The organism is Pseudomonas sp. B21-048, assembly GCF_024748615.1.
Taxonomy (GTDB): Bacteria; Pseudomonadota; Gammaproteobacteria; order Pseudomonadales; family Pseudomonadaceae; genus Aquipseudomonas.
Genome location: NZ_CP087168.1, coordinates 5,105,558 through 5,118,502, shown reverse-complemented (window position 1 = coordinate 5,118,502; position 12,945 = coordinate 5,105,558). Strand labels below are relative to the sequence as shown.

At 57.9% G+C, this 12,945-nt stretch carries 10 protein-coding genes; all 10 read right to left on the bottom strand.

What is annotated here, in order from left to right; translation table 11 throughout:
- Positions 1-30: 30 nt before the first annotated feature.
- The 10 genes from LOY56_RS24050 to LOY56_RS24005 all read right to left on the bottom strand — a co-directional run bounded on the left by LOY56_RS24050 (position 31) and on the right by LOY56_RS24005 (position 12,896).
- Positions 31-1,593 (bottom strand): SpoVR family protein, encoded by a 1,563-nt coding sequence (locus LOY56_RS24050; RefSeq protein ID WP_258617584.1) that lies wholly within the window; start codon positions 1,591-1,593, stop codon positions 31-33.
- Positions 1,590-2,861, bottom strand: coding sequence for a YeaH/YhbH family protein (locus LOY56_RS24045; protein WP_258617578.1), 1,272 nt, complete (start codon positions 2,859-2,861; stop codon positions 1,590-1,592). Before LOY56_RS24045 ends, LOY56_RS24050 begins: the two co-directional genes overlap by 4 nt.
- A 202-nt stretch (positions 2,862-3,063) precedes the next feature.
- On the bottom strand, positions 3,064-4,986 hold the full coding sequence (locus LOY56_RS24040; RefSeq protein WP_007904259.1) for a PrkA family serine protein kinase: 1,923 nt from the start codon (positions 4,984-4,986) through the stop codon (positions 3,064-3,066).
- A 297-nt stretch (positions 4,987-5,283) separates the two neighbouring features.
- Complete coding sequence (gene glpE / locus LOY56_RS24035; RefSeq protein WP_030130002.1) at positions 5,284-5,613, bottom strand: thiosulfate sulfurtransferase GlpE; 330 nt, start codon at positions 5,611-5,613, stop codon at positions 5,284-5,286.
- A 33-nt stretch (positions 5,614-5,646) separates the two neighbouring features.
- A complete protein-coding gene (locus LOY56_RS24030; RefSeq protein WP_258617572.1) occupies positions 5,647-6,528 on the bottom strand; it encodes a symmetrical bis(5'-nucleosyl)-tetraphosphatase in 882 nt (293 codons plus the stop codon).
- Complete coding sequence (gene apaG / locus LOY56_RS24025; protein WP_258617571.1) at positions 6,528-6,908, bottom strand: Co2+/Mg2+ efflux protein ApaG; 381 nt, start codon at positions 6,906-6,908, stop codon at positions 6,528-6,530. Before apaG ends, LOY56_RS24030 begins: the two co-directional genes overlap by 1 nt.
- A gap of 115 nt (positions 6,909-7,023) precedes the next feature.
- Complete coding sequence (gene rsmA, locus LOY56_RS24020) at positions 7,024-7,842, bottom strand: 16S rRNA (adenine(1518)-N(6)/adenine(1519)-N(6))-dimethyltransferase RsmA (protein WP_258617568.1); 819 nt, start codon at positions 7,840-7,842, stop codon at positions 7,024-7,026.
- Positions 7,839-8,828, bottom strand: a complete 990-nt coding sequence (pdxA, locus tag LOY56_RS24015; RefSeq protein ID WP_258617561.1) for a 4-hydroxythreonine-4-phosphate dehydrogenase PdxA — start codon at positions 8,826-8,828, stop codon at positions 7,839-7,841. Before pdxA ends, rsmA begins: the two co-directional genes overlap by 4 nt.
- The gene (gene surA, locus LOY56_RS24010; protein ID WP_258617554.1) at positions 8,825-10,141 is read right to left on the bottom strand and encodes a peptidylprolyl isomerase SurA; all 1,317 of its coding nucleotides are present in this window, start codon (positions 10,139-10,141) and stop codon (positions 8,825-8,827) included. Before surA ends, pdxA begins: the two co-directional genes overlap by 4 nt.
- Positions 10,122-12,896: an LPS-assembly protein LptD gene (locus tag LOY56_RS24005; RefSeq protein WP_258617550.1), complete on the bottom strand. Its 2,775-nt coding sequence runs from the start codon at positions 12,894-12,896 to the stop codon at positions 10,122-10,124. The genes surA and LOY56_RS24005 overlap by 20 nt, the downstream gene beginning before the upstream one ends.
- Between the last annotated feature and the right edge of the window lie 49 nt (positions 12,897-12,945).

Here is a 12,945-nt window from a genome sequence, read left to right as displayed (position 1 = left end):
GCGTCGAACTTCCGGAGGCAGAAAACAGGATCAAAGATGAATGACTGCCAAGTCCAGCCGGCCGTAATCCCCCTCGCCATGTTCGCTTCTGGGCGGAACATGGTGGGTTTTCATCACCTGATCCCCTTGCAGGGTTTCCAGGTGAATGTCGAAGCCCCAGAGGCGGTGCAGGTGCTTGAGCACTTCGTCGGTGGAATCGCCCAGCGGCTTGCGGTCGTGTTGCTGGTGACGCAAGGTCAGGGAGCGGTCGCCGCGCCGGTCAATGCTGTAAATCTGTATGTTGGGTTCGCGATTGCCCAGGTTGTATTGCGCCGCCAGGGTTTCACGAATGGTTCGATAGCCGTCTTCGTCGTGTATCGCCGGAACCAGCAGATCGTCTTTCTGGTCGTCATCGAGGATGCTGAACAGCTTGAGGTCGCGGATCACCTTGGGTGACAGGTACTGCAGGATGAAACTCTCATCCTTGAAGCTGCTCATGGCGAATTTGATGCTGGACAGCCAGTCGGTACCGGCGATTTCCGGGAACCAGCGGTAGTCCTCTTCGGTGGGCTGTTCGCATATCCGGCGAATATCGCGATACATGGCAAAACCCAGGGTGTAGGGGTTGATGCCGCTGTAGTAGGGGCTGTCGAAACCGGGTTGAAAAACCACGCTGGTATGGGAAGTCAGGAATTCCATCATGAAGCCTTCGGTGACCAGGCCTTCGTCATACAAGTCGTTCATCAAGGTGTAGTGCCAGAACGTGGCCCAGCCTTCGTTCATCACCTGGGTCTGGCGCTGTGGATAAAAATACTGGGCGATCTTGCGCACAATCCGCACGATTTCGCGCTGCCAAGGCTCCAGCAGCGGGGCGTGTTTTTCGATGAAGTACAGGATATTTTCCTGAGGTTCGGCGGGGAAGCGTGCGTTATCCTTGTCGCTGTACTTGTCCGCGCCTTTTGGAATGGTCCGCCACAAATCGTTGATCTGCTTCTGCAGATGCTCTTCCCGATCCTTCTGTCGACGGCGTTCTTCTTCGGCGGAAATCGGATAAGGGCGTTTGTAACGGTCGACACCGTAATTCATCAGCGCATGGCAGGAATCGAGCAAGTCCTCTACCGCGTCGATGCCATGGCGTTCTTCGCACTGCATGATGTACTGCTTGGCGAACACCAGGTAATCGATGATCGAGCTGGCATCGGTCCAGGTGCGGAACAAGTAGTTGCCTTTGAAGAAACTGTTATGGCCATAGCAGGCGTGAGCCACCACCAGCGCCTGCATGCAGATAGTGTTTTCTTCCATCAGATAGGCAATGCAAGGGTCCGAATTGATCACAATCTCGTAGGCCAGCCCCATCTGGCCACGGCTGTAGGACTTTTCGGTGCTGAGGAAGTGTTTACCATAGGACCAATGGTGATAACCCAACGGCATACCCACAGAGGCGTAGGCGTCCATCATCTGCTCGGCGGTGATCACTTCGATCTGGTTGGGGTACGTATCCAGCGCGTAGCGGGCCGCGAGACGACTGATTTCGCGGTCGTAGGCCTGGATCAGCTCGAATGTCCATTCGGAGCCGGTGGAAATGGGTTGGCGCTTCTGCTCTTTGGCGGTCATGTCACTAACCTGCGCTGGAAGAGTTCACGGAAGACCGGATAGATATCCCCGGCCGAGACCAGTTGTTGCTGGGCAAAAGTGTCAGAGTAGGCTTCGGCGATGCGTTCGTACTCGAACCACAGGGCCTGGTGTTCGCGCGGGGTAATCTCAACATAAGTGTAGTACTGCACGAACGGCATGATCTGATTGATCAGGATGTCGCGGCAGATCGGCGAATCGTCGTTCCAGTTGTCGCCGTCGGACGCCTGGGCGGCATAGATGTTCCATTCGTTGCTCGGATAACGCTCGGCCATGATCTCCTGCATCAGTTTCAGGGCGCTGGAGACGATGGTGCCGCCGGTTTCCCGGGAGTAGAAAAACTCCTCCTCATCCACTTCGCGGGCGCTGGTGTGGTGACGGATGAATACGACATCGATTTTGTCGTAGTTCCGCTTGAGGAACAGGTACAGCAGGATGAAGAAGCGTTTGGCGATGTCCTTGGTCGCCTGGGTCATGGAGCCGGACACATCCATCAGGCAGAACATCACCGCCTTGGAGCTGGGGTTCGGCTGTTTGATCAGCAGGTTGTACTTGAGGTCGAAGGTGTCGAGAAATGGTACGCGGTGAATGCGTGCGCTGAGCTTCTCGATTTCTGCTTCGAGGTCCTGGATATCGCCGAAGTTATCCGGTTCCTCACGTTTAAGTCGCAGCAGTTCCTCTTTGACTTCGCGCAATTTCGCCCGGCTGCTGCCAGACAAAGCAATGCGCCGGGCATGGGCTGAACGCAACGTGCGGATAATGTTGATCCGCGATGGGTTGCCCTCGTTGCTGATGCCCGCGCGTACAGTTTTGAACGTGTCGGTGCCGGTCAGGTGGCGTTTGACCAAATTTGGCAGCTCAAGGTCCTCGAACATGAATTCGAGGAATTCCTCCTGGGTAATCTGAAAGACGAACTCGTCCATCCCTTCACCCGAATTACCAGCCTTGCCGGGGCCTCTGCCGCCGCCACCTCCGGGCGGACGGGCAATGTGCTCGCCGCTGGTGAACTCCTTGTTGCCCGGGTGCACGATGGTTTGCTTGCCGCCACGACCGTGATGAAGCACCGGCTCGTCGATGTCGCGGCCGGGAATACTGATCTGCTCGCCGTGTTCCATATCGGTAATGGAACGCCGACTGACCGCTTCTTCGACAGCTTTTTTGATGTGATCACGGTAGCGCCGCAGAAACCGCTGGCGGTTTACCGTGCTCTTGTTCTTGCCATTGAGACGTCGGTCGATCACATAGCTCATGACTGCTCCTTAGAAGCTGTCCTGAAAGGGGCGAGCGTTAACGCAGCATAAAACCAGTGCCGGAGGATGTACACGCTGCCCCCAAGCGCTTTGATGCTGCCTGAACCTCACTACCGCATTTCGGACACCTCCAGAGGCCTGTGTAACAGAAAAAGCGTAAACAGGCCTCGGGCTAACGACAACCGGTCTGACCGGCAGCGGGTTACTGTGATTTTCTGACCCGCAGGTACCACTCGGACAGCAGTCGTACCTGTTTGTCGGTATAGCCCCGCTCGACCATCCGTGTGACAAAGTCGTTGTGCTTCTGCTGGTCCTCTTTGCTGGCCTTGGCGTTGAAGCTGATGACCGGCAGCAAGTCCTCGGTGTTGGAAAACATCTTCTTCTCGATGACCACCCGCAGTTTTTCGTAGCTGAGCCAGGTTGGGTTCTTGCCGTTATTGTTGGCTCGGGCGCGCAGTACGAAGTTGACGATTTCATTGCGGAAATCTTTCGGATTGCTGATGCCGGCCGGTTTTTCGATTTTCTCCAGTTCCTCGTTCAGGGCGACACGGTTGAGGATCTCGCCGGTTTCCGGATCGCGATATTCCTGATCCTGAATCCAGAAGTCGGCGTACAGCACGTAGCGATCGAAGATGTTCTGACCGTACTCGCTGTAAGACTCAAGGTAAGCAGTCTGGATCTCCTTGCCGATGAATTCGATATAACGCGGCGCCAGGTATTCTTTCAGGAAGCGCAGATAGCGTTCGCGGGTCTCCGCCTGGAACTGCTCCTGTTCGATCTGTTGTTCCAGCACGTAGAGCAGGTGCACCGGGTTGGCGGCGATTTCGTGCGGATCGAAGTTGAAGACCTTCGACAGAATCTTGAAGGCGAAGCGGGTCGACAGCCCGTTCATGCCTTCATCGACACCCGCTGCGTCGCGGTATTCCTGGATCGACTTGGCCTTCGGATCGGTGTCCTTGAGATTTTCACCGTCGTACACGCGCATCTTGGAGTAGATATTGGAGTTTTCCGGCTCCTTGAGGCGCGAGAGCACGGTGAACTGAGCGAGCATTTTCAGGGTGTCGGGCGCGCAATGGGCCTTGGCCAGCGAGCTGTTGAACAGGAGCTTGTCGTAGATCTTCACCTCGTCGCTGACGCGTAGGCAGTACGGCACTTTGACGATATAGATCCGGTCGATGAAAGCTTCGTTGTTCTTGTTGTTACGGAAGGTGTGCCACTCCGATTCGTTGGAGTGGGCCAGCAGGATCCCGGTAAACGGAATCGCGCCCAAGCCTTCGGTACTGTTGTAGTTGCCTTCCTGGGTGGCCGTCAGCAATGGGTGCAGCACCTTGATCGGTGCCTTGAACATTTCGACGAACTCCATCAGGCCCTGGTTGGCCCGGCACAGCGCCCCCGAATAGCTGTAGGCATCGGCGTCGTTCTGCGGGAACTCTTCCAGTTTACGAATATCGACCTTGCCCACCAGGGCCGAGATGTCCTGGTTGTTCTCATCTCCCGGCTCGGTTTTCGCGACCGCGATCTGGTTGAGGATCGACGGATAGAGTTTCACCACGCGGAACTGGCTGATGTCGCCGCCGAATTCGGCCAGGCGCTTGGTGGCCCATGGCGACATGATGGTATTGAGATAGCGCCGGGGAATGCCGAAATCTTCTTCGAGGATCGCGCCATCTTCGGTGGCGTTGAACAGACCCAGAGGCGACTCGAAAACCGGCGAGCCCTTGATGGCATAGAACGGCACTTTCTCGATCAGTTGTTTGAGCTTTTCGGCCAGGGACGATTTACCGCCACCGACAGGGCCCAGCAGGTAGAGGATCTGTTTCTTTTCTTCCAGACCCTGAGCGGCATGGCGGAAGTACGACACGATCTGATCGATGCATTCTTCCATCCCGTGGAAGTCTTCAAAGGCCGGATAGCGGCGGATCACCTTGTTGGAAAAGATTCGAGACAGCCTCGAGTTGGTCGAGGTGTCGAGCAGCTCCGGTTCGCCGATGGCCAGCAAAAGACGCTCAGCTGCGGAAACGTAAGCGCTGCGGTCCTTTTTGCACAGCTCCAGGTACTCCTGCAGCGAGAGTTCTTCCTGGCGTGTGGACTCGAAGCGTTGTTGGAAGTGGCTAAAGATACTCATGACGTCACCTCGCTCGATACGTGGAGCCGACGCCGGATCAGTCAGTCGATGCTGGCAAGCAACTGAATATGCAGTTGCTGTTTACCCCCCAGAACACCTTCAGGGTATCAACCCCGAAAGCTACTCCCGATGACCCGCGCGCCGGTGTACCGGCTCTCCCCTGTATTGGATGGCCTGCGCTTAAGGATAGTTCGGAATCTTGAAGGTAAAGGCGCAATAAGTAATTAGTTGTGGCAGACCGTTCGTCTGCCAGTGCCCGAACCCACGGGGGCCGGGGCTTACGCGCCTTGAAAAAAATTATTCGGAAGTGCCTTGCGCCGTTTCCGAAGGATAGGTCGTACGCCACAGCTCAAAACCGCCGTCCATGCTGTAGACGTCGGAGAAGCCCTGGCTGATCAAATAGGCAGCCGCGCCTTGGCTGGAATTGCCGTGATAGCAGACCACGACAGTCGGTGCATCCAGATCGGCGCCCTGAATGAAAGCGTGTAAAGAATGGTTGTCCAGATGCTTCGAACCGGCGATGTGCAGCGCGGCAAACGTTGCCGGGTCGCGGACATCGACCACCACCGCGCCTTGTTCGCGCAGTGCCTGGGCCTGTTCTGGGGGGATACGTTTGAATTCGCTCATGGCGGGCTCCTGTGGCTCGGCTGAAAGCGCAGTCTAGCGCGGGGCGCTGGCTGACGTTTGTTCGGGAATAGAGGCGGCGACAGCCGGCCGAGTGTGGCCATGGGCGTCGCATTTACATTGCAGGCGCTCGCCAGTGTCAACGTTCATCAGGGTCATGGCGCCACCCCACACGCAACCGGTGTCGAGCGCAAACAGACCTGGCTCGTTGCACTGGCCTTCGAGCGCCGCCCAATGGCCGAAGATGATCTTCAGGCCTTTGGTCTTGCGCTCCTTGTGGGTGAACCACGGCGCATAACCCGGCGGTGCGGTGTCGATGCCTTCCTTGCCCTTGAGATCAAGCTGGCCGTCGCTGGTGCAGAAACGCATCCGGGTGAAATAGTTGGTGATGACTCGCAAGCGCGCCGCACCTTTGAGGTCGTTGTCCCATTTCACCGGTTCATTGCCGTACATACCGTCAAGGTAAGGCGCGAAGCGGTTGTCGTCGCGCAGGGCTTCTTCGACTTCGGCGGCGCACTTCAAGGCTTTGCGCAGCGACCATTGCGGCGGGATGCCGGCATGGACCAGGGCGATATCGCGCTGTTCGTCGTAATGCATGAGCTTTTGCTGTCGGACCCACTCCAGCAGCTCCGAGCAATCGGGTGCTTCAAGAATCTCGCGCAGGGTGTCGGCCTTCTTCAGGCGTTCGATGTTTTGCCCGACGGCCAGCAAGTGCAGGTCATGGTTGCCGAGTACGCACACCAGTGATTCGCGGATGCTATAGAGGAAGCGCAAGGTTTCCAGCGACTGTGGGCCGCGGTTGATGAGATCACCCACCAGCCACAGACGGTCCCGCGCAGGGTCGAAGGCAACTTGCCTGAGCAGGCATTGCAGTGGCTCAAGGCAACCTTGCAAATCGCCGACGGCATACGTCGCCATCAGTGCAGGGCTCCGGGCACCGCCAGACGGAACGGTGCGATGATGGCATCGAAGTGTTTACCGTCATCGGCGAGCATCTGGTAGGTGCCCTGCATAGTGCCGACCTTGGACATCATCACTGTGCCGCTGCTGTAAGTGTGGCTCTGGCCCACGTCGATCAACGGCTGCTGACCGACGACGCCTGCACCGCGAACCTCCTCGACGTGCCCGTCGCCATCGGTAATCACCCAGTGCCGGGACAACAGCTTGGCCGCTAGCTCGCCATTGTTGTGCACGGTGATGGTGTAGGCGAAGGCAAAGCGATTGTGCTCGGGTTGCGATTGTTCTGCCAGATAGCGGGTGACGACGCTGACGTCGACCTGATAACGAGGATCGGACATGCAAAAGGCCTTAGAAACGAAGCGGGACGCGGGGCGTAGCTGATTGAACTCAGTCTAGGCCAAGTATCGGGTAGTAGACCAGAGTGGCGTCCTACCCGATAGCGCTCATCGCCTGTCAGTCGGTAACAGGCTTTTGTAGGACTTGTTCGCTGAGCTTGTCGGCCAGGCGCACGAAGGCAGCCAGATCGAGCTGCTCGGGACGCAGGCTGCCATCGACGCCGGCGGCTTCGATTTCGGCGTTGCTCAGCAACAATTTCAGCGTGTTGCGCAGGGTTTTACGGCGCTGGTTGAAGGCTTCGCGCACGACGCGCTCCAGCAGTTTGTGATCTTTGGCTGGATGCGGGAGTACCGCGTGAGGCACCAGACGCACGATGGCCGAATCGACTTTCGGCGGCGGATTGAATGCGCCCGGGCCGACATTGAACAGATGTTCGACCCGGCAATGGTACTGAACCATGATCGACAGGCGACCCCAGTCACCACCACCAGGACCGGCCGCCATACGCTCGACCACTTCCTTTTGCAGCATGAAGTGCATGTCGCGGATCAGGCTGGCGTTATGCAGCAGGTGGAAAATAAGCGGCGTGGAGATGTTGTACGGCAGGTTGCCGACTACCCGAAGACTGCCCGGTGCTGCGTTCAGGCTGGTGAAGTCGAACTTCAGCGCATCGCCCTGATGCAGGTTGAAATTGCTCCTGCCGGCGAACTGCTGATTGAGGATCGGAACCAGGTCCTTGTCCAGCTCCACCACGTCCAGCTGGGCGCCGCTGTTAAGCAGGCCTTGGGTCAGCGCACCCTGGCCCGGGCCGATTTCCAGCAGACGGTCTTCAGGTTTGGCATGGATGGAGCGCAGGATGCGGTCGATAACGCCGGCATCGTGCAGGAAATTCTGGCCAAAGCGTTTGCGCGCCTTGTGTTGGTAATGCTCGGTCATAAACGGGTCTCGGCCATCTGGTAAGCGGTTTCCAGGGCGACTTGCAGGCTGCCGGTATCGATTTTGCCGCTGCCAGCCAGATCCAGGGCGGTGCCGTGGTCGACTGACGTGCGGATGATCGGCAAGCCGAGGGTCACGTTGACTGCCGCGCCGAAGCCTTTGTATTTCAGCACGGGCAGACCCTGGTCGTGGTACATCGCCAGCACCGCATCGCAGTGCTCCAGATATTTGGGGGTAAACAGAGTGTCGGCGGGCAGGGGACCGCGAAGGTCCATGCCCTCGCCGCGCAGGCGCTCTAATGTAGGTTCGATGATGTCGATTTCTTCATGGCCCAGATGACCGCCTTCACCGGCGTGCGGGTTAAGCCCGCAAACCAGGATGCGTGGCTGGGCGATGCCGAATTTTTCTTGCAGGTCGGCGTGCAGAATCCGTGTGACCCGCTCCAGCCGCTCCGGCGTGATTGCATCGGCAATCTCGCGAAGGGGCAGGTGAGTGGTGACCAGTGCCACGCGCAAGCCGCGGGTGGCGAGCATCATCACCACTTGCGCGGTGTGGGTCAGGTCAGCGAGAAATTCCGTGTGCCCGGAAAAGGCGATCCCGGATTCATTGATTACGCCCTTGTGCACAGGGGCGGTGATCATGCCGGCGAAATGCCCGTCCAGGCAGCCTTGGCCAGCGCGAGTCAGGGTTTCCAGGACGAAAGCAGCATTGGCTTTGTCCAGTTGCCCGGCGATGACCTTGGCGTTGAGCGGCGTATCCCACACATACAGGCTGTTGGCAGGTGCGGGAGCATCTGGCCAGCTGTCTGGCGTTACCGCCAGCAGATCGACAACCACGCCCAGCTGCGCAGCCCGCTCGATGAGCAGGTCGCGGCTGGTAATGGCAATCAAAGGGTGTGGCTGGGCTTGCGAGGCGAGCAGCAGGCACAGGTCGGGACCTATGCCGGCCGGTTCGCCGGGGGTCAACGCGAAACGCTTGGGTTTCACTGCGTTGCCTGGTCTGCACCAGGGAGCTTGATTTCTACATACGCTTCGTCACGGATCTGACGCAGCCAGGTTTGCAACTCTTCGTCGTATTTGCGGTTACGCAGCACGGTCATTGCCTGCTGCTCACGGGCCTGGGTAGTGCTGTCAGTGGCGCGGCGGCCAAGGACTTCCAGAACGTGCCAGCCATATTGGGTCTGGAATGGCTTGGACAGCTGACCTTGTGGGGTCTTGGACATCACTTCGCGGAATTCAGGCACCAGTGCATTCGGGTCGATCCAGTTAAGGTCGCCACCGTTGAGGGCGGAACCCGGGTCTTCCGAGAAGCTTTTCGCCAGCTCACCGAAATCTTCGCCCGCTTCGATACGGGAGTAGAGCGATTGAGCCAGGGCTTTGGTTTTTTCTTCGTCGCGGATCGGGCTTGGTTTGACCAGGATGTGACGCACGTGAACTTCGTCACGCACCTGGGCTTCGCCGCCACGCTTGTCGAGAATCTTCAAAATGATGAAGCCGCCCGGTGTACGCATTGGCTGGGTCACGTCACCCACTGCCATGGTGCCCAGCAGGCGATCGAACGGAGGGGGCAGTTGGGCGGCTTTACGCCAGCCCATGTCGCCGCCTTCCAGTGCGGTTTCGCTGGCGGATTTGGCGATCGCCAACTGACCGAAGTCAGCGCCTTGCTTGAGCTGCTGGTAAACCGCGTCCGCTTGTTTGGCTGCATTCTGAATCGCGTCGGAGTTGGCGCTTTCCGGCGTAGGAATCAGGATGTTGGCCAGACGGAACTCTTCGGACAGCTGCATCTTGCCCAGGTCGGACGCCAGGAAGTTCTTCACTTCCTGCTCGGACACCTGAATGCGTTCCGCGACACGGCGCTGACGCACACGGCTGATGATCATTTCGCGGCGGATCTGGTCACGGGCGTCGTCATAAGACAGGCCGTCGCGAGCCAGGGCGGCGCGAAATTGTTCGATCGACATATTGTTGCGCTGGGCAATGGTGCCGACAGCCTGGTTCAGTTCTTCATCGGTAATGCGGATACCGGAACGCTCGCCGATCTGCAGTTGCAGGTTTTCGACGATCAGACGCTCGAGCACCTGCTGATCCAGTACGCCTGCAGGCGGTACGGCAGCACCGCGTTTGGCGATAGTTTGCTGAACTTCGTGAACGCGCTGGTCCAGTTGGCTCTGCATGACCACGTCGTTGTCGACGATGGCCACCACTTTATCGATGGACTGTACCGCGGCGTTGGCCGCGGTACCCAGGAACAGCGCGCCCAGCATCAGCGGGCGCAGACAATCAGAAAGCTTGGTCTTCACGTTCACGATAACCTTGGATGCCTTTGTCGAGGAAGCTCTCTACCTTGGCGCCGGTGAGGCCGCCGAGTCCCTTCAGAACAATTTGGAGGAAGATGCCGTGGTCGCCTTTTTCGTTTTCCGGGGCGTTCTGACTGAACTCGTCATAGCTGACCCAGTAACGGTTGATCAGGCGCAATTTCCAGCAGCAGTTGTCGTATTCGAAACCACCGAAAGCTTCCAGAGTACGGTTGCGGTTGTAGTCATACTGCCAGCGGCTGATAGCGTTCCACTGCGGCACGATCGGCCAGATCACCGAGAAGTCGTGCTGCTGGATCTTGTAGTAGTCTTTCACGTAGCCAGGAGTGCCAGGAGTACCGTAGTCACCGCCGCCTACCGACCATTTGCCGGTGTTCTGGTCATAACGAACCTGGTCATTGCGATAGCGATAACCGGCGTTGATGACCTTGTTCGGATTGTCTTCAGGCTGGTAGTGGAACATCGCGCTGCCCGAGCGAGGGCTACGGCTGTCCGGGTCCCAGTTGTAGTCGGCCGTGGTGCGCCAATCGCGGTTCCAGCGATATTCGTATTCGAGCGCGTACGGTGAAACGTTGGACTTGGCGTCGTCACGATCATCGAAAGCGATACCTGGCAGTTGTACTTCACGGTCCTTGAAGTACAAGGCCTGGCCGACGCTGATGCGTTGACGTTCGAAGCCGTTGTCTTCGATCCAGCGGTTGGTGATGCCCAGCGACAGTTTGTTTTCATCGCCGACACGGTCGGAACCGGAGAAACGGTTATCACGGAACAGCGACGCATAGTTGAAGGTGTATTCGCCGGTGTCAAAGATTGGAATATCAGTCTGATCCTTCTCTGGAACATAAAGATAGAACAGACGCGGTTCCAGAGTTTGCCGATAGTTCTTGCCGAACCATTGAGTATTGCGATCGAAATACAGGCCGCTGTCGATGCTTGCAATCGGTACGCCACGGTTCTGGTTGCGGCTATAGCTCTCATCTGCAAGCAGAGTGTTTTTGCCCTGCTGATCCAGATCCAGGTCGTATTGCGTGTACTGGTACTTCAACGATGGTTTCAAGAAACCATAAGTCCAGTCTAGCGGCAGGCTGACACCCGGCTTGAGGTTCAAACGGTTGCCGTTGGCACGCGCCAGGCCGCTCACGTTGTTATCAAGTCGCCGCTCGACGCTGCCATCTTCGTTTACGAAGTTGCCATTTTCCAAATCACGGTCGAACCGGACGGCTTCAGTCTCGTAATCGAAATTCAAACCTTCCGGATGATAAGGCAGCTGTCCATTGAAGGTGATCTGCGGCAAACGATCATACGGTGTGATGTTCGAAACGGTCGCCAGCTGATAAGCCTGAGCATTCAAACGAGCGGTATAGCTGTCGCCCCGATAGGTAACGGAACCCTGCTGATTCACGTAATCGGCGCTTTTCACGCCAATCTGGTCAGTCTGCAGATCCTGGAAGTAATACGGATCGCTGATCTTGGTGTAATCGACCTGCGTGAAGACGCGCGAATCGAGGCCACCTTTGTGCTGCCAGTTGTACATGTAGCGGTTTTTTTCGTAATCGGTCTGCTTGCTGCGCTCGGTTTCCTCGTCATTGAGGTACGCGGCGCCGAACTGACCTTCGCTGGACTCGGTGAGGTAGCGGAATTCGCCTTCCATCAACAGGCCGTGCTTGGCCATGTAGCGCGGGTACAACGTGGCATCGTAGTTCGGTGCCAGGTTGAAGTAGTACGGAGTGACCAGCATGAAGCCGGTATCGCTGCCGGTGCCGACAGTCGGGGGCAGGAAGCCGGACTGGCGACGGTCGTCGATCGGGAAATAAATGTACGGCGTGTACAGAACCGGAATGTCCTTGACCCGCAGCGTCACGTTGGTCGCGGTGCCGAAACCGGTCGCCGGATTCAAGGTAATGTTGTTGCCCTTGAGCTGCCAGGCGTTGCTGTTCGGTTCGCACGTGGTGTACGTACCATCCTTGAGGCGGATGATCGCGTTCTCGGCCCGTTTGGCATACAACGCGTTACCGCGGATGCGCGACTTGTGCATCACGTATTCAGCGTTGTCGACCTTGGCTTCACCCGTGTCCAGCTGCACATCGGCGTGGTCACCCACGATCAGTGCGCCGTTGTCGCGAATGCGTACGTTGCCGCTCAGTTCGCCACGGCTTTCGGCCTGGTACAGGTTCGCTTCGTCGGCTTCGGCCTGCATGCTGCCTTGACGCATGACCACGTCACCGGCCAGGGTCGCGACTTGCTCCTCCTGCTTGTAACGGGAGGCCTTGGCGCCGATAAAGGTGGGCGCGTCACTTTTATTCGTCTTGTCATTCATGCCAGGACGAATCGGTTCGATATAGGAACCAGAGCAGTAAGGACCGGTTTCGGCCAATTGCGCTGCGGTGAGCTTCTCGCGCGGAACCCAGTCGAGATGGCTGTAGTCTTCACTACGCGACTTCAGGCCGCGGCCCTTGGATTCGGTAACCAGCACCGGTTGGGCGCTGGTGTCTGCGCTGGAGCCGGTGGCAGCCGCAGCTTCGCCAGTGGTGGAAACGGCGCTGCCGTCATGGACGGGGCGTGGCGGCAATGCAGCGGCCGGTGCTTTTGGCGCACAGTCCCAGGCACCCGAAGCAGAGACTGAGCAGTCATACTGTTCCGCGGCGACCACGAACGAAGTGGCTAGTGGTTGCAGGGCCAGCAGACTGCCGGTGACCAACAACGGAAATTTTTTACGAAACGCGGGGGATTTCAATGCCATCTTATTAGTCCGGGCTTCCTGCGTGCCATCTGCCCGCGGTGTGGGCCGC

What these genes read in the sequence shown, in the direction of transcription:
- LOY56_RS24050 (WP_258617584.1), bottom strand. Translation starts at nt 1,593, where the DNA reads ATGACCGCCAAAGAGCAGAAGCGCCAACCCATTTCCACCGGCTCCGAA.
- LOY56_RS24045 (WP_258617578.1), bottom strand. Translation starts at nt 2,861, where the DNA reads ATGAGCTATGTGATCGACCGACGTCTCAATGGCAAGAACAAGAGCACG.
- LOY56_RS24040 (WP_007904259.1), bottom strand. Translation starts at nt 4,986, where the DNA reads ATGAGTATCTTTAGCCACTTCCAACAACGCTTCGAGTCCACACGCCAG.
- glpE (WP_030130002.1), bottom strand. Translation starts at nt 5,613, where the DNA reads ATGAGCGAATTCAAACGTATCCCCCCAGAACAGGCCCAGGCACTGCGC.
- LOY56_RS24030 (WP_258617572.1), bottom strand. Translation starts at nt 6,528, where the DNA reads ATGGCGACGTATGCCGTCGGCGATTTGCAAGGTTGCCTTGAGCCACTG.
- apaG (WP_258617571.1), bottom strand. Translation starts at nt 6,908, where the DNA reads ATGTCCGATCCTCGTTATCAGGTCGACGTCAGCGTCGTCACCCGCTAT.
- rsmA (WP_258617568.1), bottom strand. Translation starts at nt 7,842, where the DNA reads ATGACCGAGCATTACCAACACAAGGCGCGCAAACGCTTTGGCCAGAAT.
- LOY56_RS24005 (WP_258617550.1), bottom strand. Translation starts at nt 12,896, where the DNA reads ATGGCATTGAAATCCCCCGCGTTTCGTAAAAAATTTCCGTTGTTGGTC.